Annotated in this window: 18 protein-coding genes; 8 read left to right on the top strand and 10 right to left on the bottom strand. The window is 32.5% G+C overall.

From position 1 onward, the window contains the following. Positions 1-282 precede the first annotated feature (282 nt). Positions 283-723, top strand: coding sequence for a hypothetical protein (locus AAEO59_RS05645; protein WP_341699762.1), 441 nt, complete (start codon positions 283-285; stop codon positions 721-723). 71 nt (positions 724-794) lie between these two features. Here AAEO59_RS05645 and AAEO59_RS05640 read toward each other — a convergent pair whose 3' ends face one another. The 9 genes from AAEO59_RS05640 to AAEO59_RS05600 all read right to left on the bottom strand — a co-directional run bounded on the left by AAEO59_RS05640 (position 795) and on the right by AAEO59_RS05600 (position 9,037). After that, the gene (locus tag AAEO59_RS05640) at positions 795-1,085 is read right to left on the bottom strand and encodes a hypothetical protein (protein ID WP_341699761.1); all 291 of its coding nucleotides are present in this window, start codon (positions 1,083-1,085) and stop codon (positions 795-797) included. After that, on the bottom strand, positions 1,082-1,414 hold the full coding sequence (locus AAEO59_RS05635) for a hypothetical protein (RefSeq protein ID WP_341699760.1): 333 nt from the start codon (positions 1,412-1,414) through the stop codon (positions 1,082-1,084). Before AAEO59_RS05635 ends, AAEO59_RS05640 begins: the two co-directional genes overlap by 4 nt. A gap of 288 nt (positions 1,415-1,702) precedes the next feature. Further along, the gene (locus AAEO59_RS05630) at positions 1,703-2,866 is read right to left on the bottom strand and encodes a peptidylprolyl isomerase (protein ID WP_341699759.1); all 1,164 of its coding nucleotides are present in this window, start codon (positions 2,864-2,866) and stop codon (positions 1,703-1,705) included. Between the two features lie 29 nt (positions 2,867-2,895). Next, on the bottom strand, positions 2,896-4,011 hold the full coding sequence (locus AAEO59_RS05625) for a peptidylprolyl isomerase (protein WP_341699758.1): 1,116 nt from the start codon (positions 4,009-4,011) through the stop codon (positions 2,896-2,898). Between the two features lie 11 nt (positions 4,012-4,022). Beyond that, entirely contained in the window at positions 4,023-4,697 is a 675-nt protein-coding gene (gene gldI, locus AAEO59_RS05620) for a gliding motility-associated peptidyl-prolyl isomerase GldI (RefSeq protein WP_341699757.1), read from the bottom strand. Positions 4,698-4,701: 4 nt separating this feature from the next. After that, positions 4,702-5,706, bottom strand: coding sequence for a DHH family phosphoesterase (locus AAEO59_RS05615; RefSeq protein ID WP_341699756.1), 1,005 nt, complete (start codon positions 5,704-5,706; stop codon positions 4,702-4,704). A gap of 53 nt (positions 5,707-5,759) precedes the next feature. Further along, the gene (locus tag AAEO59_RS05610; RefSeq protein WP_341699755.1) at positions 5,760-7,241 is read right to left on the bottom strand and encodes a rhomboid family intramembrane serine protease; all 1,482 of its coding nucleotides are present in this window, start codon (positions 7,239-7,241) and stop codon (positions 5,760-5,762) included. Positions 7,242-7,301: 60 nt separating this feature from the next. Then, complete coding sequence (locus AAEO59_RS05605; RefSeq protein ID WP_341699754.1) at positions 7,302-8,549, bottom strand: voltage-gated chloride channel family protein; 1,248 nt, start codon at positions 8,547-8,549, stop codon at positions 7,302-7,304. A gap of 101 nt (positions 8,550-8,650) precedes the next feature. Further along, positions 8,651-9,037 carry a RidA family protein gene (locus AAEO59_RS05600; protein ID WP_066325292.1) on the bottom strand — a complete coding sequence of 129 codons (387 nt, stop codon included), beginning with the start codon at positions 9,035-9,037 and terminating at the stop codon, positions 8,651-8,653. Positions 9,038-9,264: 227 nt separating this feature from the next. Here AAEO59_RS05600 and AAEO59_RS05595 point away from each other — a divergent pair, with 227 nt between their 5' ends. The 4 genes from AAEO59_RS05595 (at position 9,265) to AAEO59_RS05580 (ending at position 14,369) form a co-directional block, all read left to right on the top strand. Continuing rightward, entirely contained in the window at positions 9,265-9,867 is a 603-nt protein-coding gene (locus AAEO59_RS05595) for a hypothetical protein (protein WP_341699753.1), read from the top strand. A gap of 125 nt (positions 9,868-9,992) precedes the next feature. Further along, positions 9,993-10,688, top strand: coding sequence for a hypothetical protein (locus tag AAEO59_RS05590; RefSeq protein WP_341699752.1), 696 nt, complete (start codon positions 9,993-9,995; stop codon positions 10,686-10,688). A gap of 123 nt (positions 10,689-10,811) precedes the next feature. Further along, positions 10,812-12,341: a glutamine-hydrolyzing GMP synthase gene (guaA, locus tag AAEO59_RS05585; RefSeq protein WP_341699751.1), complete on the top strand. Its 1,530-nt coding sequence runs from the start codon at positions 10,812-10,814 to the stop codon at positions 12,339-12,341. Between the two features lie 114 nt (positions 12,342-12,455). After that, a complete protein-coding gene (locus AAEO59_RS05580; RefSeq protein WP_341699750.1) occupies positions 12,456-14,369 on the top strand; it encodes a LysM peptidoglycan-binding domain-containing protein in 1,914 nt (637 codons plus the stop codon). 151 nt (positions 14,370-14,520) lie between these two features. Here AAEO59_RS05580 and AAEO59_RS05575 read toward each other — a convergent pair whose 3' ends face one another. Beyond that, positions 14,521-15,471 (bottom strand): WG repeat-containing protein, encoded by a 951-nt coding sequence (locus AAEO59_RS05575; protein ID WP_341699749.1) that lies wholly within the window; start codon positions 15,469-15,471, stop codon positions 14,521-14,523. A gap of 240 nt (positions 15,472-15,711) precedes the next feature. Here AAEO59_RS05575 and AAEO59_RS05570 point away from each other — a divergent pair, with 240 nt between their 5' ends. The 3 genes from AAEO59_RS05570 to yidC all read left to right on the top strand — a co-directional run bounded on the left by AAEO59_RS05570 (position 15,712) and on the right by yidC (position 19,660). After that, positions 15,712-15,945: a DUF3820 family protein gene (locus tag AAEO59_RS05570; protein WP_341699748.1), complete on the top strand. Its 234-nt coding sequence runs from the start codon at positions 15,712-15,714 to the stop codon at positions 15,943-15,945. Between the two features lie 143 nt (positions 15,946-16,088). After that, on the top strand, positions 16,089-17,702 hold the full coding sequence (locus AAEO59_RS05565) for a CTP synthase (RefSeq protein ID WP_341699747.1): 1,614 nt from the start codon (positions 16,089-16,091) through the stop codon (positions 17,700-17,702). A 65-nt stretch (positions 17,703-17,767) separates the two neighbouring features. Beyond that, positions 17,768-19,660, top strand: coding sequence for a membrane protein insertase YidC (yidC, locus tag AAEO59_RS05560; RefSeq protein ID WP_341699746.1), 1,893 nt, complete (start codon positions 17,768-17,770; stop codon positions 19,658-19,660). Positions 19,661-19,728: the final 68 nt, after the last annotated feature.

Here is a 19,728-nt window from a genome sequence, read left to right as displayed (position 1 = left end):
ACAGTTAAATAGTTAAATTATTTCGATTTATGAGATGCAGTGCTTTATGAGTAGGAAATAATTATTACATATTAAATTTACTCAAAAAATACCGTAACTAATTTGGCTTTAATAAAATCTTAAGATTATACCTGATTTAAATCTTCTAGTTCTAAAAAAGTTTTCGACCTTTGTATCCAAATTATTTAAAAATGAAGTATCGTTTAAAAGTCAAGCCCTTATTGATCTAATGGTGTATAAAACGATCTTGATTTACTCTAACAAAAAATAAATTATATAGATATGAAAATTGACCTTAAAAATGGTATTGATAAACTTGTTTTCGGAATGAAACAAAAAGATGTTTCGGCTATTTATGGTAAACCAGACAGAAATTACAAGGATGAAGACGATAATGTGATTTTTACCTACAATAAACTTAAAATGCGTTTGACTTTTTACAAAGACGAAGATTTTAAAATGGGTTATATTGTGGCTTCCAGTCCTGAATTAGAATTGTTTGGTAACAAAGTTATTGGGAAAAATATTCAGGATGTTAAAAATGAGTTGGCTAAGAAAAACATAACTAAGTTCACTCAGGAAGAGTTTGATACTTTTGAAAATTATTTTAATGAAGATAATTGGTTGTTGTTTCAAACAGAATTTGAAGAAGTAGTAAAGTTAGAGGTAGGGGCCATTATCAATACTAAGGATGAATTTGAGTGGAAATTTGGTAAGAAATAAAAAAAATCATTTTTTAAAACACAAAGCCTTTTCGTTTTAGGATGAAAAGGCTTTTGTGTTAAAAGTGGTTGCTATATTTCTATTTCTGATAAGTCTACTAGGTTTAGAAATGATTTAGCGTATTTATTAGCAATGGGTTCTAAAATAGCTTCAATATTAGTGTTTGGATTTTTCTTTATCAGTTTGGTTAGGCTGATGCTAAGCTGTTTCTGGAAACGCTTAAATTCCCTATTGAATTTCGGGTAATCTTCCTGGCTTATGAGTTTTTTTCTCTCATTGAAGGAAGTTTTATTTATTAAGTCGGCTTTATGTAGTAAGAAAAGTTTTTCGCATTCGTTAGAAAAAAAATCTTCAATTGTCATATTTTCTTTTTTTTGATTACCTTTTTTAAATGATGAGTTAATAAAGAAAAGGATTTTTTGGCGATAAATAAAGATTTATTTTTCTTTTTTTTAGATGGCTTAACTTGTTTTGTTAGTTCAGAATTGTTTTTTTTGATGTCTTCTTTTTTTTGCTTTTCTTCTAAATGTTTAAACCAACCACCGTTTTCAACAATTTTTTTCCCAAATTCAGTTAAAATACATTTATTATGGTCTATAATGACGAGTTTTTCCCTTTCCATTAGTTGGAAAAATTCCATAATTCGACCAAGTTTTTTTCCTTCTTTATTTTTAAACTCTGAGAATTTCAAAGTGTGACTTTTTGATAGAAAAAGAAGTTCCAAATTGATGTCGATTATTTCATTAATTTGATAAAACATAAGTTTATGCAATTGTCTCTACGAAATTCTTAAGTGATGTTTTTTAAAATTATGAGTAAACTAGGGTACTGTGATTTTATTTACTCAGAATTTATTTTCAAAAGTAGAAAAAAAATATTTTATACGGTAAGAAAAATTGTGTTTTTTTTTATTGCATTTCGTCGAAAAAAAACCGATTGGTGAAAGCCAATCGGTTTTTAAAATCATAAACTATTGAAGTTATTTGGTTTGAGCTTGTTTGTCGAAAATTTCCAGCTCGAAAATTAAAGTTGCATTTGGAGGAATAACGCCGCCTGCACCACTTTCACCATATGCTAATTTAGCAGGTATAAAAGCAATCATTTTGTCTCCAAAGGATAGTAAGTTGATTGCTTCAATGAATCCTGGAATCATGCCGTCTTTTTTACCTATTTCAAAAGGGAATGGGTTGTAACCGCCTTGAGTAGCTCGCATTTCATTGTATACGTTATAGGTTTTTGCTATTTCTTCACGGCTACTGTCAAATAATTTTCCGTCTTCAAAAAATCCTGAATAATGAAAATAAACCGTAGTTCCCGCAGCAGGTTTAGCACCGTTTCCTTTTTGTGTTATTTTATATGATAATCCAGAAGGCGTAGTTATTGCAGTTGTTTTTTGACTGTTTAAATAAGCTACTTTTTCAGTAGTTAATGCAGCCATTTTTTCTTTTTGAATTTTTTCGGCTGCAGCTTTAGCTTCAGCTTCTTTTTTTTCTTCTTCGGCTTTGTTGTTATAGTAATTAGCAAATACTTTTTCGGCTTTGAATTTTTTTGCTAAAGAACCCTTTTGCGTAATTATTATGTTTTTGATGATATCATCCTGCGCAATTTTATTAACGACATCCATTCCTTGTACGACATGTCCAAAAATGGTATGTTTTCCATTTAACCAAGGTGTTTCTTTATGAGTGATAAAAAATTGACTTCCGTTTGTTTTCAATCCAGCATTGGCCATTGCTAAAATTCCACCTTTTTCAAATTTCAATTCAGGAATAAATTCGTCTTTAAAGGCATAACCTGGTCCGCCAGCACCTGTTCCCTGCGGGTCTCCACCCTGAATCATAAAATCACTTATCACACGGTGGAATTTTAAACCATCAAAAAAAGGTTTTCCCTTAAGTTTGCTATCGGTAACAAATTCGTTTTTACCTTGTGCAAGACTAATGAAATTGGCAACAGTAATTGGCGTTTTTTCGAAATATAATTGTAAAATGATAGCGCCTTTATTTGTGTTGATGGTGGCAAAAATACCATCTGCTGTTACGGATTTTGCTTGCGGTGTATTTTTTACTGCTTTTTTTGATGTTTCCTGCGCTTGTAAGGTGAGCAGAGTGAAGAATGCTAAAAAGAAAATTTTAAATTTCATTTGTATTGTTTTCTAAAGGTTGTATTATTTTATTGTTCAATTAATTCAATTTCAAAAATTAGGTTGGTTTGTGGTGGAATAATATTTCCTGCACCTCCAGGTCCATAGGCTAAATAAGCTGGTATAAATAATACAGCTTTATCTCCAAAAGATAATTTTTCAAGTCCTTCGGTGAATCCGGGAATGATTCCGTCTTTCTTGCCAACTTGAAAAGCTACCGGTACATAACCATTATTGGTGGCACGATTAGGATCAATTCTTCCAAAAGCTACAGCAACGTTTTCTAGAGTAGTGTCGTAAAGTTCTCCATATTCTGAAAATACAGCATAATTAACTTTCACCACAGTTCCAATCGCTGGTTTTTTACCTCCTCCTTTATGAGTAATAATGTATTTTAATCCCGAGACTGTTTTTTTTGACTTTTCTTTTAATGCCCCGAAATAGTTGATTTTAGCAACAATAGTTTTCCCGTATTTTTTATCATACATTCTTTCTTTTTGGGCTTCAAGTGCTTTTTGTATTTTTTGATTTTTAGATTCGATTACAAAATAATCATCAAATGTTTTAACGGCATTGAATTTCTTAGCTGCTTCGCCTTTTCGGATAATGGTAATAGAATTTACGACATCATCCTGATTAATAGAATTGACAACTTCCATTCCAGCATTAATTACATGGCCAAAAATAGTATGTTTTCCGTTTAGCCACGGTGTTGGGTTTCTGGTAATAAAAAATTGGCTGCTATTTGTATTGGGGCCATTATTAGCCATAGCCAGATAGCCTTCTTTATCAAAAATTTCTCCAAAATATTCGTCTTTAAATCTATAACCGGCATTTCCGGTTCCGGTTCCTTCAGGATCACCGGTTTGAATTACAAATCCTTTGATAACACGGTAAAACTTCATGCCGTCATAAAAAGGACGTCCCTTTTTGTACTCCGTGCTAACAAAGCGATTTTTCCCTTCAACAAGTGTGATGAAATTAGCTACAGTTATTGGCGCGTTTTTGTAATCCAATTCTAAATAGATAACCCCTTTATTAGTGTCTATTTTAGCATATATACCATCTGCGAAATAATCACTTTCATTTTTGCAAGAATAGAAACTGCAGATAAGAAATAATACAAATAGAATGCTTTTTTTCATTTGGTAACAGTTTATTGTGCTAAGGTGTCTTTTGTTTTTGGTTTAGTTTTGATAGCAGTTTTTCTAGGTTTTTTTATGCTGTCTTGTGATGAAGATAAACGCTCAGTAATACCTTGTTCCAATTCTTTTTTATAAACGGCCTCTGGTTTAAAATCATTTAAAGTAATGGAACAAATAAGAGGTTGATTATGACCTATTTTTTTATTGTCACCATGATAACCATAGGCTATATGTGATGGAAATAAGAAAATAATTTTTTCATTTTTACGCATTAGTTTGATTCCTTCACGAATTCCAGTCATGATTTCCTGCTTGTCAATTCGATACACCTGAGGTCTTAGTTGTACTTCCGAATAAATTATAGCTCCGTTAAGATCTTTTAATTCGTAATTAAAGAAAGCAACATCTCCTTTTTTTGGAGTTAAAGAGTCTGTTTCATTTTTGGTTTCATAATAATACCAAAATCCTTTAGCTGAAGAAAAATAACTGATTTTAGGATTTTTTTTCATCAACGATTTGATTAAATCCTCTTCAGATGCAACCAGTTTTTTATTTCTTTCAATAGATCTTTTCATAAACACACCGGAAGCTCTGGAAATAGGTCGTCTGGCATCTTGTGGTTGTTTGCATCCGGTGAAAATAATACATAAGATGAAACTTATAGCGATGAATTGTTTTATTTTCATGGAACTATAGGGTTAGATTTTGGACTAATTTTTCAAATTTAGTAATAGTTTCCTCCATAGAAACTGTTGATTTTCCACCAGCAGCGTTGCGATGTCCTCCACCATTAAAATGAGCTCTTGCAAATTCATTAACATCAAATCCACCTTGAGAACGGAATGAAATTTTGATAATGTTTTCATCTTTATTTTCGATAAAAATAGCTGTAAACTGAATTCCTTTGATGCTTAAACCATAATTAACAATTCCTTCTGTATCGCCTTTTACATGATTAAAACTATTTAATTCGTCTTGCGTAAGTGTGATGTAGGAAGTTTTGTGTTCAGGAATAACTTTTAAATTTTGTAAAGCCTGACCTAATAATTGTAAGCGATTGTAAGAGCTGTTGTCAAAAAGTAAATTAGGAATAATAGTGTTCTCAACACCTAAATCAATTAATTCGGCTACAATTCGATGGGTGTTTCCGGTAGTATTTGGAAATCGGAACGAACCAGAATCTGTTAAAATTCCTGTGTAAATACAAGTTCCGATTGTTTTGTCGATTTGATCCTTTTGTTCTAAATAGAAAATGAAGTTGTATAGCATTTCGCAGGTAGAACCGAAGGATGTGTTAGAATACATATAGGTAGCGTATTCATCTGGTTTTTGATGATGGTCAATCATTATGAAAGTCGTATCTAAAACTTCCAGTGTTTTTTCCATTTCACCAGTTCTATGAAAAGCATTAAAGTCAAGTGTAAAAACAATCTCGGCTTCTTTTAAAATTTGAGTGCAGTTTTCTGTGTCTTTTTCAAATATTTGAACGGTTTCTGAGCCGGGAAGCCAGGCTAAGAAATCTGGAAATTCGTTTGGTGAAATTACAGTAGCTTCGTGATTGTTTTTCTTTAAAAAATGATAAAGTCCTAAAGTAGAACCCATAGCGTCTCCGTCAGGATTGCGGTGCGGAATAATTGCGATTTTTTTTGGCGTAGCCAATAAAGTCTGAATTGCTTGTATATCTTGTATTTTCATAGTTTGCGAATTTACATTTTTTTAATGTAAACTATGAATTCGTTAACAGGATTTTATTCTTTTTTATCTTTGTTTAATTTGTCTAAAATTGATGCGATTTTAAGGTTTAAATTATCTAGTTCTTCGTCATATCTGTTCGAATTGAATTTTATTTTTAGATAAGCTGTTCTATATAATTTAATTCTTAATTCGCAATATTTTATAATAGATTTAATTGTTTTGTGATTTTCTTCGGGTAAGTACAGTAAGTCGGCTTCTTTCATGAGTTTAATGTTTTCTTCCCAGTAATAAATACCTCTGGATTCAATCATGTACAACAACTCTTTTTTTGATTCTTCATCAGTTACATGTACGTTGTAAGCTTCCAAAGCCATTTTTTCCATGTCGATGAATTCTTGCATTTTGTTTTCGTATTCAAAAAACTGATAGACATAGATTTTTTTTGATATAATATTGTAGGAAAGTAGTGGAATGGTAATTAATGAAAATGCAAAAATGAATATTAAAGCAGCTTTTCTTTTTGAATTTAAAATGGTAAGAATAATTCCAAATAAAAGTCCGGATATAAGTCCTCCAATATGCGCTGCACTATCGATTCCCTCTTTGAAACTGTTAATGATGTTGAGTATTATAAAAACAATGGTAAGTGTTATCGTGTTTGAAGTTAGTTTTCTATTAATCGACTTAGTTAGAATGATGATTAATAGAATGCCATACATTCCAAAAATGGCTCCTGATGCACCTGCACTTATTATTTTATCATACCAATAAATAGTAGATAAACTGGCTAATAAGCCACAAGCAATGTAGCAAATCAGGAATCCTAGACGGCTTAAGTAAGATTCAATTAAAAGTCCTACGTAGCCTAGAGCGATGGAGTTAATAAGTAAATGAAAGAAACCCAAATGAATGAATAAGCAGCTAAATAATCTCCACCATTGATTTTCCACTGTTAAAAGATTGTAATTGGCTCCCCAATTGATAATATCGGATAGCTGAGGTTTGAAAAAGTTAACCCCTGAAAACACCATCAAAAAGAAAATGATAAAGTTGATATAAATCAATATCGGAGTAATGAAATAGCCTTTTGTAGGTGTGAAAATAGACAGAAAAGAATAAAAATTATTGACCGAACACTCTTTTTCTGTTGCATTCAGAATGCTTTCTTTTGTGCTGTTTATTGTTTCGGTTATGTTATTTTGATCCAGAGTAGTTGTAGGTTGTTCCTTTTTTATGTCGTTAAAAGCATCAAAAAAAGAATCCGTGTTTTTTAAGTTTCTGCCCTTGTCATAAATTTGGTTTCCATTACTGGAACTAAGAATGAAGCCATCTTCGTTTTCATAACTAATTGTTATTTTTTCGTTCCAAGTTTCTTGTTTAGGATTTGTTTCTGCAATCAATTCCTTTTCATTTATTGCTAAAATTTTCCAATTTAGGTTTTGGCAGGATTTAATAGAATAATATAGGAATTCTATTTTTGATAGATGATTGTATGGGATATATTGAATATGTGAAGCAGGAAATCCAAAAGCCATAAGAATAAATTTTACATACGATATGTATTACAATGATATAAAATTTATTTGAGAATTTACTTAAAAATCATCAAGTTTATTCCTTCTGAATTTTTCATACAATTGGTGTTTGATTCCTCCTACTGTTTGCGAGTGATAAATGCCAATAGAACCAGAAGAGATGTAAGCTATAAAACAGGCAAGGGCTATGAAAACAGCACTTTCTAAACCAAAGAGTTCAATTCCCATAACAGTGCAGGCAATAGGGGTGTGGGTGGCACCCGAAAAAACTGCTACAAATCCCATTCCGGCTAAAAGGGCAATTGGTAGCGGAACGTATCCGGATAAAGCACTCCCTAATGTTGCGCCTACAAAAAACAAAGGGGTTACCTCACCTCCTTTAAAACCTGCTCCTAAAGTGAATCCGGTGAACAAGATTTTGAGTAAGAAATCATAATTATCACTGCGAATACTGAATGCTTCTACAATTGCAGGAACTCCTAAGCCTACAAATTTAGTTACGTTAAAATAATAAACCACCACGGCAAAAATAATTCCGCCTACATAAGGACGCATAGGAGGATAAGATATTGTTTTTGAAAATAAGCGACTCCAAAAATGAGTACTTCTTGAAAATAACATAGCTGCTAAACCATAAATTGCACCAACTGGAATTATCCAAAGTAAATTTTCTAAATTTAATTCAGGTGTAAATGGAATGGAATAATGCGTATGATGAACCGGCCAAAGGCTAACCGTGTAGTGAGCAAAATAAGCAGCAACAAAAGATAAAATGCTACTTTTTAAGTTGATTTTACAAAAATAAACTACTTCTAAGGCAAAAATGGCGCCGGCAAGTGGTGTTCCAAAAACAGCGGAAAAACCAGAGCTAATCCCTAAAATGATAAGTGTTTTTCGGTCAGAAGCATCGAGTTTAAAAATTCGGCTAAATTGATCTGCTATTGCGCCTCCCATTTGCACGGCTGTGCCTTCACGACCTGCCGAACCTCCAAAAAGATGTGTGATAATGGTTCCTAAAAGTACAAAAGGAGCCATTTTGAGCGGAATTGTTTTTTGAGGGTTTTCATATTCTTCCAGTAAAAGATTGTTGCCTTTTACTACCTCTTTTCCGTAATAATGATACAGTAAGCCTATTAATAATCCTCCAACGGGTAAAAACCAAATTAACCAAAAGTTTTGATTCCTAGTTTGAGTAGCCCATTCCAGACTCATTAAAAAAAACGCAGAAGCTGAACCTGAAAGCATGCCAATTAAAGCACAGATTAAAATCCATTTAAAAGAAAGGAGGATGTTTTTTTTAAAATTCATTTTTAATAGGCTTCAGATTCTTTGGTATAGATTTCGAGCGCAGCAAAAGCAATTTGAATAGTGGTTGCTTTTGTGCGCTCGAAGTATTTTTAGGATTGAAATTATTCTGCAATAACAGCAGTAAGTTCAATTTCTACAAGATATTCAGGAGCTACTAATTGGTTGATTCCGTAAAAACCAGTTGTAGGCTTGATGTCTTTGAAAAATTTTGCGTGAGCCGTAGCTACAGCTTCAAATGTTGTTACATCAGTAGTGAAAATACGAGTACGAATAACATCTTTCATGCTGGCGTTTAAGTCTTCCAATACTTTTTCAACTCTTTCTAAAATGTTCAAGGTTTGAGCGTGTGCGTCATCAGCTTTTACTTTATCGCCGTCAACAATTGCTACAGTTCCTGAAACTTCAATGATGTTTCCAATACGAACTGCGCGACAATATCCCATTTTGTCTTCCCATGGAGATCCTGTCAAAATGTTTTCTCTTTTCATTTGGTGTAATTGTTTGATTTTTAGAGAGATGATTCTCTGATTAAGAATTAATTATTTTTTGCAATTTATAAAAAATACTAAAATAAAAAACAAGGTTTTTGGGTTTATCAAATAGCATTGTTTTTGTTTGATTTATAATAAAATGAAAAGTTTATGGTTATCTATTTGGAATAACTTCTGAAAAGTCGTTTTTTTGAGTACAGTTTTTTAATTTAATAGGTAAAAAGATGAAACAATATTTTAGTTTTAAGGGTCAATTTTTTGTTTTGGCTTTTGTTTTTGGGATGTTCACAACAGCATTCTCTCAGGAAGAATTTGGAAGTGAGTTTAAGGTTAAAGCTACTCCGGTAAAAAAGAAAAAAGAAGCACCAATTAAGGATGTGAAGTTTAATACTAAGGATTTCGAAAAAATAAAAGCTTACGAAATAACCGGTTTAGAAAAGAATACTTTTGTGGTGCCACAAAAAGAGGAGAAAGATGCTGAGAAATTAGCTAAAAGAGATCAGGATTTTGGTGTTGTTAAAACGGCTTCTGGGACAGCAAAGGTGAGATATCGTGATGCAGCTTATGTTGATGGTGATAAAGTACGTGTTTTTTTAAATTATGTGATTGTTCAGCCAGAAGTGCTTTTGGACGGAGAAGTTCAGGGGTTTGATGTTGAATTAGTAAAAGGAGTGAACCGTATAGATATCGAAGCGTTGAACGAAGGCTATGCAGCGCCTAATACTGCCGAATTTAAAATCTATAATGATAAAGGTGAAGTAATTTCATCTAACCAATGGAATATTGCTCAGGGGTATAAGGCGACCATTATTGTAGAAAAGGAATAAATTTCAAAATTCCTTTTTTGGTTAAAATTTCTTTAATGTTCAGGATGGGTTTTGTTTTATAAAATTAAAGCTTGGTATATTTGTTGATACTTAGGATAGTTAACTAAAACAAAATTTAAATTATTATGAAGCAGTTTCTGTTAGTTGTAATGATGTGTTTTGCAATGAACAGCTTTGCTCAAACTGAGTTTGGTAAGAAGTTCAAGCCTATCGCACCATTAAATAATAAAGTTGCTCCTAAGAAAGTAACGCCATCTGTGAGTGCGCAAGCTCCCGTAATTAAAGCTCCTGATTTATTAAAAAAACCAGAGCAAACATTACCTTCTTTCTCTAAATACGAAATAGGTCAAACCAAATCTTTTTCGATGGAACAAACCAATGAGTTTGCAAATCCCGGAGACAGAGTAATGGAAAAGATGACAAAAGATTTGAATAAAACTTTGGTTCGCGAAGGTTTGAAAGAAGATGATCGTTTTTTGGTTAAGATTGATAAAAATTTTGGAGAAATCCGAACAAAGTCCAAATATTTTGTTGTACAGTATCGGGATTACATAAGTATAGATGGTGATTTAATTAAAGCTACCATTAATAATCAAATGATAGGAGGTATTATGGAGTTGTATTCAAGTTATGGGCAATTTGTTTTTAATTTGAATGAAGGATTTAATGTTTTTGAGATGGAGGCTTTTAGTAAAGGAAGTTCAGGAGGGAATACTTGTGAATTTAAAATTTATGATGATCATGGGGTTTTAGTTCGTTCGGAATATTGGGATAACTGGGATAAAGGTGTTAAAGGGAAATTTGTTATTATAAAAGAGTAGGAAAGAAATGTGTTATTAGCGTGTTATTATAAGATTGTAAGGGAAGGAAATAGAAAAGAAAAAAAATAAAAAATTTCAAAAATCCACTTTTGCAATCCAAATTTAAAAAGTAATTTTGCGCCCATGCAACACAACGTACTTATTTTAGATTTCGGTTCGCAATACACTCAGTTGATTGCGCGTAGAGTTCGCGAATTAAATATATTCTGCGAAATTTTTCCATACAATAATATCCCTTCGGATTTATCAAGTTATAAAGCTGTAATTTTAGGAGGAAGTCCATTTTCTGTTCGTTCAGAAGATGCACCGCATCCTGATTTATCTCAAATCAGAGGGAAAATGCCTTTGCTTGCGGTATGTTACGGAGCGCAATATTTATCACACTTTAGCGGTGGAGAAGTAGCGGCTTCTAATACCAGAGAATACGGAAGAGCTAATTTGTCTTATATTAAGGAAGACGAAGTTTTCTTTGAAGGTGTTTCTGCAAACAGTCAGGTTTGGATGAGTCATAGTGATAGTATTAAGGCTTTGCCAACAAATGGTGTGAAATTAGCAAGTACACATGATGTGGAATTTGCGGCTTACAAAATTGAAGGCGAAACTACTTATGCAATTCAATACCACCCTGAGGTATATCACTCAACGGATGGGAAACAAATGTTAGAGAACTTCTTAGTGAAGATCGCACAAGTTCCACAAAACTTTACGCCAAATGCTTTTGTTGAGGAAATTGTTGCTGAAATGAAAGCAAAAATCGGAAACGATAAAGTAGTTCTTGGACTTTCTGGAGGTGTTGATTCAACGGTAGCTGCGGTTTTATTGAATAAAGCAATTGGTGAAAACCTATATTGTATTTTTGTTAATAATGGTTTACTTCGTAAAAATGAGTTCCAAAATGTATTGAATCAATACAAAGGAATGGGACTTAATGTTAAAGGAGTAGATGCAGGAGAGCGTTTCTTGTCAGAATTGGCAGGAGTAAGTGATCCGGAAACAAAACGTAAAATTATCGGAAGAGTATTTATCGAAGTTTTCGACGATGAATCTCATTTGTTAGAAGATGTTAAATGGTTAGCTCAGGGAACTATTTATCCTGATGTAATTGAGTCAGTTTCTGTAAAAGGACCATCTGCAACAATCAAATCGCATCATAATGTGGGTGGTTTGCCTGATTTTATGAAATTACAAGTTGTGGAACCTTTGCGTATGCTTTTTAAAGATGAGGTACGTAGAGTAGGAGCGAGTTTAGGTATTGATCCTGAATTGTTAGGAAGACATCCTTTCCCTGGTCCTGGATTATCTATCCGTATTTTGGGAGATATTACACCAGAGAAAGTTAGAATCTTACAAGAAGTTGATTCGGTATTTATCGAAGGATTAAAATCTTGGGGATTATATGATAAAGTTTGGCAGGCAGGAGCGATTTTGCTTCCTGTAAATAGTGTTGGTGTTATGGGTGACGAGCGTACTTATGAAAAAGTAGTAGCGCTTCGTGCTGTAGAATCTACCGATGGTATGACTGCTGACTGGGTTCACTTGCCTTATGATTTCTTAATGAAAGTGTCAAATGACATTATCAACAAGGTAAGAGGTGTGAACAGAGTAGTATATGATATTAGTTCAAAACCACCAGCAACAATTGAGTGGGAATAATAGAAAAGGCTAGTTGGCTTTTCGTAGTTATTATAAAAACGGTATCAGATTTTGAAATATAAATTTGGTGCCGTTTTCTTTTAAGTGCATATAAAATTTAAATAAAAATATAGAATGAAGTATTTTTTTGCAATTTGGATTCCGGTTTTAATGTTTGTAAATGTTGTTCTTGCGCAAGGGACTATAACACATAAAGTTGAAACGGGAGAAACTATAAATGATATTGCCAAGAAATATCAGGTTACGCCTTATGATATTTATAAATTGAATCCTGATGCACAAAGGAAATTAAGTTCTAAAATGGTGTTGTTGATTCCTTCAAAGTCGGCAGGCTTGCCTAAAACGTCAGTTTCGTCAAAAATGGAATCGAAAACTTCGAATAGTTCGGCAGAAGTAAAACATAAAGTGATGCCAAAAGAGACTTTGTTTGGGATTGAGAAAAAATACAATATATCGGATGCTGATTTAAAGAAAGCCAATCCCTTTTTGGAAACGGATGGTTTGCAAATTGATCAGATTTTGGTTATTCCTTCAAAAAAAATGCTGAATTCTTTAAACGCCCCTATTTATCATGATGTGCTTCCTAAGGAAACTAAGTTTTCTATTGCTAAAAAATACGGAATAACAGTTGCCGAATTAGAAAAGAAAAATCCTGAAATTGTTTCTAATTTAACTGTGGGTTATCATTTGTTGATAAAAGGAAATCCGGTTAAGAAGACTGAGGTTGTTCCAGCAAAAGTTATTAATGCGCCAAAGTATATTTCTTATGAAGTAAAACCTAAAGAAACTTTGTATAGTTTGTCAAAGATGTCTGGTATGTCACAGGAAGAATTAGTGGCTTTGAATCCGGAACTAAAAAATGGAGTTGAAACAGGAATGGTGATAAAATTGCCTGCTGGTACTTCATTAGCAACAGGATTTGAAAGTAAAGAAGTTGTTGATTTGGCCCCAAAAAATAAATCAGGGGAACGAAAAAAACTGGCTTTACTATTGCCGTTTAATGTAGCTAAGGTTCAGGGAGATACTTTAAATACTGTTGCTTCAAGGTTGAAAAAAGATAAGTTTTTAAATATGACTTTGGATTTTTATGCAGGTGCTTTAATGGCTATTGACTCTGCGAAAACATTAGGCTTGCCAATTGATGTTAGTATTTATGATTCAGAAGAAACTAAAAACAGTTCGAATGTTGCTGCGATTATAAATACTAATAATTTGCAAAGTGCTGATGCGGTTATTGGGCCTTTTTATCAGAATAATGCAGAAGCTGCTGCCCGTTTATTGAGCGCAAATAATGTTCCTGTGATTTCGCCATTGTCTAAAGATTTGGGAAATCCAATTTCTAATTTGTATCAAACAGTTCCAACCAATGAGATGTTGAAAACAAGAATGTTTGATTTTATGCGTGCTAAAAAAGGGAATATTGTTGCGGTTGTAGATAAGAAAAAGATTTCGGTAATTCAGTATTTACAGCAAAATCAAAAAGATGTTCGATTAGTTCCGTTGAATACAAATGGAACGGTTTCGGCAGAAGGTTTAAAGGCAATGTTGCTTCCTAATGTGGTGAATTATGTCTTATTAGAAACGGCTAATACCTGGATGGTTAAAACGACAATTACTGCATTGGTGAGTGCAATGCCTCATTATCAGGTTCAGTTAGTAATTTTGGAACCTAATGATACTTTGGATTCTGATGAGATTAGTTTTTTAAATTTAGTTAAGTTGAAATTAATGTATCCTTCTGTTACCAGAGATAATTTAACGCCTGAGGGAATTGCTTTTGATGCAAAATTTAAAAAGTTGAATTCAATCACTCCAAGTGATTATGCAACTCGAGGATTTGATGTGACTTTTGATGCAATGATTCGTTTGATGCAAAATAAATCATTTGAAGAAACAGTCGATTCATCGGTGACGGAACAATTCGAGAATAAGTTTGAATATAGTAAAAAAGAAGGCGGAGGGTATATTAACAAGGGTATTTATATCATGTATTATGATAGTGATCTGACTTTAAAAGTAGCTAATTAATGTAAGGGAAATTATCGTTCGATGCTTATCAAAAAAAAAACACAATACAAAGTCAGCTGTCTTTGTGTTGTGTTTTTTGATTTTAAATTGTTTCTAGTTTAAAGCTTTTTTTAAGATAATTTCAGTAGATCGTTTAAATGGTTAATCAGTTCTATTTTATCTGTTTATCTGTTTTGTCAATTGCTAAATATTGACCATTTAATCGGACTTTAGAAACTCCTTTACGGAAACCTGAAACGTTCTCATAAATTATAGGTATAACTTCTGTGCCAGACATATCTAAAAAACCCCATTTTCCATTTGTCCTGACTGCAATGAGTCCTTCTGAAAAAGAGCTTACTTGGTCATATTTAATAGGGATGATTTCTTTTCCCAAATTGTTTACTATCCCCCTTTTTTTATTCAGTTTAACTTCAGCAAACCCTTTTGAAAATCTTTCTACGGCTTCGTATTTTGGTGGGATAATTAAATTTCCTGATTTATCAGTAAAACCGTATTTTCCATTCGACTTAATTGATGCAAGTCCTTCATAAAAGCTATCTGCACTCTCGTATTCTATCGGAATGATTAGTTTGTCAGTATAATCTATAAAGCCCCATTTTTTATTTAGTTTGACTGCTGCGAGTTTTTCAGAAAAATTAGTCACTCTGTCATATTTTAATGGTATAATAATTTTTCCAAATTTATTTATAAAACCATATTTGTTGTTTAGTTTAACAGGTGCAAGTTCGTCTGAAAATTCATTTACTGAATCGTATTCTGGTGGGATAATTTCTTTTCCTAGATTATCAATAAAGCCCCATTTTCCATTAAGTTTAAAGGCTGCTCTTCCGTAATTGAAATTATATGTTTCTTCGTATTTAAGTGGAATGATTAGTTTTCCTGCAGTATTTATAAAGCCACATTTAGAATTTAATTCAACGGCTGAGAATCCTTCTTTGAATTCGCCAGCATAATCATATTTTGCAGGAATAATTGTTTTTCCATTAGGGTCTTTAAAACCAAATTTATGAGTGTTTTGATCCATGTAAAGTTTTAAATTTTGCGAATGTCCTGTTAGAAAAGTAATGTACAATGTTAACGCTGTAATTATTTTATTCATTTCTTTTGTGTTTAAATTTGAAATACCTTTCCAAAGATATAATAATTGTATTATTTGTAGTTGATATTGTGTTAAAAAATCAGTTGATTTAGTTTTTTAAATGCAATTTTTAATGGCTGGTCTCGTGATAAATGGTTTTACTTGAGGAAACAAAAACAGACTCTTAAAAAAAATAAATTTGTATACATTAATTTTTAACTAAAAATGTACCTTGTGCCAATATAAAGTACATTTTTTTTAATGGATTCCTATCAAAAACAACTAGTAAAATTAGCGTATACGCAAATGCCTTTTGGTAAATACGAAGGGCGTTTTTTAATAGATTTACCAGAGCATTATGTGGTGTGGTATCACAATAAAGGCTTTCCTAAAGGAGAATTAGGGGAGCAGTTAAAATTGGTTTATGAATTAAAATTGAATGGCTTAGAAGAATTGATACGAAATATCAAAAAAAGATACCCAAAACCTCATTGATTTAATAAATTAATGAGGTTTTTATTTTTGAGTTGGCAAAAGTCATTTTTGCAAATTATCTCATTTCCAAATTAGCATAATCTAAATTTATAATCGTATTTTTGCCACGTTTTTTACACAACGACAATACAAACTAGAACAACATGAATCAAACAAAATATATTTTTGTTACTGGAGGGGTTACTTCTTCTTTGGGAAAAGGAATTATAGCAGCATCTTTAGCAAAATTATTACAGGCAAGAGGGTATAGAACTACTATTCAAAAATTTGATCCTTATATTAATGTTGATCCAGGAACATTAAATCCTTATGAGCATGGAGAATGTTATGTGACTGATGATGGAGCAGAAACAGACTTAGATTTAGGGCACTATGAGCGTTTCTTGAACGTTCCTACTTCTCAGGCAAACAATGTAACTACCGGAAGAATCTATCTTTCCGTTATTGAAAAAGAAAGAAGAGGAGAATTTTTAGGGAAAACAGTTCAGGTTGTTCCTCATATCACTAACGAAATTAAAGATAGAATTCAGTTACTGGGTAAAACAGGTGACTATGATATCGTAATTACTGAGATTGGTGGTACTGTAGGTGATATTGAATCATTGCCATATATTGAATCGGTTCGTCAATTAGTTTGGGAATTAGGGGAAAATAACGGAATTGTAATTCACCTTACTTTAGTTCCTTATTTGGCTGCTGCAGGTGAATTGAAAACAAAACCTACACAACACTCGGTTAAAACTTTGATGGAAAGCGGAATTAAAGCAGATATCTTAGTTTGTAGAACAGAGCATGAACTTTCTAATGAATTAAGAGGTAAGTTGGCTTTATTCTGTAACGTAAAAAGAGAAGCGGTTATTCAATCTATCGATGCATCAACAATATATGAAGTACCTAATTTAATGTTAGAAGAAGGTCTTGATGTAGTTGCATTGAAAAAATTAGATTTACCTAAGAAAGCGGCTCCGGATTTGAAAAATTGGAACACTTTCTTAAAAAGATTAAAAAGCCCAAAACATACTGTAAACATTGGTTTGATTGGGAAATATGTAGAAATGCAGGACTGTTACAAGTCTATTTTAGAAGCTTTTATTCATGCTGGTGCAGCAAATGAAACTAAAGTAAATGTTGTTTCTATTCACTCTGAGTATATTGATAGTGAAAATATTGAAGAGAAATTTAAAGATATCGATGCTATTCTAGTAGCTCCGGGATTTGGAGAAAGAGGTATTGAAGGAAAAATTACTGCTGTACGTTATGCACGTGAAAACAAAATGCCATTCTTCGGAATTTGTTTAGGAATGCAAATGTCGGTTATTGAATATTCAAGAAATGTATTAGGTTATGCTGAGGCAAATTCTACTGAGATGAACGATCAAACACCTCATCCGGTAGTGAACTTAATGGAAGAGCAAAAAAATGTAACCGATAAAGGAGGTACAATGCGTCTTGGTGCTTGGAAATGTGAAATTAAGCCAGGTACTTTAGCGTATCAAATTTATGGTCAAACATTAATTCAAGAACGTCACCGTCATCGTTATGAGTTTAACAGTGCTTATGCAGAAGAATTAAATAATGCTGGCTTAAAAGCTTCAGGAGTAAATCCGGATACAGGATTAGTAGAGATTGTTGAGATTGAAGATCATCCATTCTTTATTGGAGTTCAGTACCATCCTGAATATAAGAGTACGGTAGCTAATCCGCACCCACTTTTTGTGAACTTTGTGGCTGCTGCTGTAAAAGCAAAAAAGAAATAAGTCAATTTCTGCAATTAGAATTAAATAATTTGACATAAAAGTCGGGATAATAATTTGTAATAAAAATGGAAGAAAAAAAGTTTGACCCCAATTCGCTGATTGGTTTTGTATTGATTTTCGGTATACTACTTTGGATAATGTACCAAAACAAACCTTCTGAGGCAGAACTTGCAGCAGAGAAAACTAAAAATGAATTGGTTGTTAAAGGCTCAAAAACTCAAGATAATGTAGCTAAAATTAATACTGCTGCTGGTCTAAATGATACTTTAAAATTGGCTCAGTTGCAAAAAACCTTAGGAAGTTTTGCTTATTCAGCTACTTTACCTTCTGCAAAAGATGCGTTTACTACTATTGAAAATAAATTAGTAAAACTTACAATTGCAAATAAAGGAGGGTATATTGTTAGTGCTACTTTAAAAGATTTTGAACAGAATCAAAAGGATTCTGGTAAATTAGTAGAATTGATTAAAAACAATAATGCTCAGTTTAATTTACAATTACCAACTGTTGATAATCATACTTTAAACTCTAAAGACCTTTATTTTGAGCCTACCTTGACAAAAAATGGTGAAGACCAAATTTTGACAATGAAATTGAAAGCTTCTGAAACTTCTTATTTAGCTTATAAGTATGTGTTGAAAGCTAACGATTATATGTTAGATTTTGATATTCAATCGCAAGGATTAAATACCATTTTAAAGAATAATAAACCTTTGCAATTAGAATGGGCTTTAAAAACCTATGCTAATGAAAAAAGTGTTTCTTATGAAAACCGTTATACTGAATTGTATTATGAGTATGAAGGTGATAAAAAAGATTATTTAGGACAAGGACATGATAAAACCGAAACAGTAGAAGAGGTTTCTTATGTAGCTTACAAACAACATTTTTTCTCTTCAATTTTATTGACAGAACAGCCGTTTAAAACAGTTGAATTGTATTCTAATAATTTAGTAAATGATGATGATAAGGATACAATATTTACCAAACAATTTAAAACTGTAGTTCCATTAGCTTTCAAAAATGGAGAGATAGACCAAAAAATGAATTGGTACTACGGTCCTACTGATTACAAATTATTAAAGTCATACGACAGAAACTTAGAGGATATCGTTGCTTTAGGATGGGGGATTTTCGGATGGATTAACCGTTTTCTTTTTATTCCGGCTTATACTTTCTTAAGTATGTTCATTTCTCAAGGATGGGCTATTGTGTTGTTTACGATTTTAGTAAAATTAGTTATGTCACCGGTAACTTATAAATCATTCCTGTCTCAGGCTAAGATGAAGGTTTTACGTCCTGAAATCACTGAAATTGGTGAAAAATACAAAGATGAGCCAATGAAGAAACAACAGGAAACAATGAAGCTTTACAACAAAGCTGGAGTAAATCCTATGGCAGGTTGCGTACCTGGTTTGCTGCAAATGCCTGTTTTCTATGCTTTATTCCAATTGTTCCCGGCTTTGATTCAATTAAGACATAAAGGTTTCTTATGGGCAGATGATTTATCATCATTTGATTCGGTTTATAAATTGCCTTTCCATATTCCGGCTTATGGAGATCATATTAGTTTGTTCCCAATTTTAGCTTCTATTGCAATTTTCTTCTATATGAAAATGACAACTGGAGACCAACAAATGGCAACACCACAGCAGGAAGGTATGCCGGATATGGCTAAAATGATGAAAGTAATGGTGTATATTTCGCCATTGATGATGTTGTTTTTCTTTAATAGTTATGCTTCAGGATTGAGTTTGTATTATTTTATTTCTAACACTATTACAATCGGAATTATGTTAGTGATTAAAAATTACATTATCGACAGTGATAAAATTCACGCCGAAATCCAGGAGAACAAAAAGAAAGAGCCTAAGAAACAAAGTAAGTTTCAGCAAAAGCTTCAAGAAGCGATGGCGCAACAAGAAGCAATGAAAGCGCAACAAAATAAAAAGAAATAATTTTATTTGAAAAAGTAATCCCGTCCCGATAGCTATCGGGACGGGATTTTTTGGTTTTATAGATAATT

Origin of the sequence: Flavobacterium flavipallidum (genome assembly GCF_038289905.1) — a bacterium.
Taxonomy (GTDB): domain Bacteria; phylum Bacteroidota; class Bacteroidia; order Flavobacteriales; family Flavobacteriaceae; genus Flavobacterium; species Flavobacterium flavipallidum.
This window is presented reverse-complemented; position numbering and strand designations above follow the sequence as displayed.

Coding starts and splice junctions, on each gene's coding strand:
- AAEO59_RS05645 (WP_341699762.1), top strand. CDS start 283: ATGAAAATTGACCTTAAAAATGGTATTGATAAACTTGTTTTCGGAATG.
- AAEO59_RS05640 (WP_341699761.1), bottom strand. CDS start 1,085: ATGACAATTGAAGATTTTTTTTCTAACGAATGCGAAAAACTTTTCTTA.
- AAEO59_RS05630 (WP_341699759.1), bottom strand. CDS start 2,866: ATGAAATTTAAAATTTTCTTTTTAGCATTCTTCACTCTGCTCACCTTA.
- AAEO59_RS05625 (WP_341699758.1), bottom strand. CDS start 4,011: ATGAAAAAAAGCATTCTATTTGTATTATTTCTTATCTGCAGTTTCTAT.
- gldI (WP_341699757.1), bottom strand. CDS start 4,697: ATGAAAATAAAACAATTCATCGCTATAAGTTTCATCTTATGTATTATT.
- AAEO59_RS05615 (WP_341699756.1), bottom strand. CDS start 5,706: ATGAAAATACAAGATATACAAGCAATTCAGACTTTATTGGCTACGCCA.
- AAEO59_RS05610 (WP_341699755.1), bottom strand. CDS start 7,241: ATGGCTTTTGGATTTCCTGCTTCACATATTCAATATATCCCATACAAT.
- AAEO59_RS05605 (WP_341699754.1), bottom strand. CDS start 8,549: ATGAATTTTAAAAAAAACATCCTCCTTTCTTTTAAATGGATTTTAATC.
- AAEO59_RS05600 (WP_066325292.1), bottom strand. CDS start 9,037: ATGAAAAGAGAAAACATTTTGACAGGATCTCCATGGGAAGACAAAATG.
- AAEO59_RS05595 (WP_341699753.1), top strand. CDS start 9,265: ATGAAACAATATTTTAGTTTTAAGGGTCAATTTTTTGTTTTGGCTTTT.
- AAEO59_RS05590 (WP_341699752.1), top strand. CDS start 9,993: ATGAAGCAGTTTCTGTTAGTTGTAATGATGTGTTTTGCAATGAACAGC.
- guaA (WP_341699751.1), top strand. CDS start 10,812: ATGCAACACAACGTACTTATTTTAGATTTCGGTTCGCAATACACTCAG.
- AAEO59_RS05580 (WP_341699750.1), top strand. CDS start 12,456: ATGAAGTATTTTTTTGCAATTTGGATTCCGGTTTTAATGTTTGTAAAT.
- AAEO59_RS05575 (WP_341699749.1), bottom strand. CDS start 15,471: ATGAATAAAATAATTACAGCGTTAACATTGTACATTACTTTTCTAACA.
- AAEO59_RS05570 (WP_341699748.1), top strand. CDS start 15,712: ATGGATTCCTATCAAAAACAACTAGTAAAATTAGCGTATACGCAAATG.
- AAEO59_RS05565 (WP_341699747.1), top strand. CDS start 16,089: ATGAATCAAACAAAATATATTTTTGTTACTGGAGGGGTTACTTCTTCT.
- yidC (WP_341699746.1), top strand. CDS start 17,768: ATGGAAGAAAAAAAGTTTGACCCCAATTCGCTGATTGGTTTTGTATTG.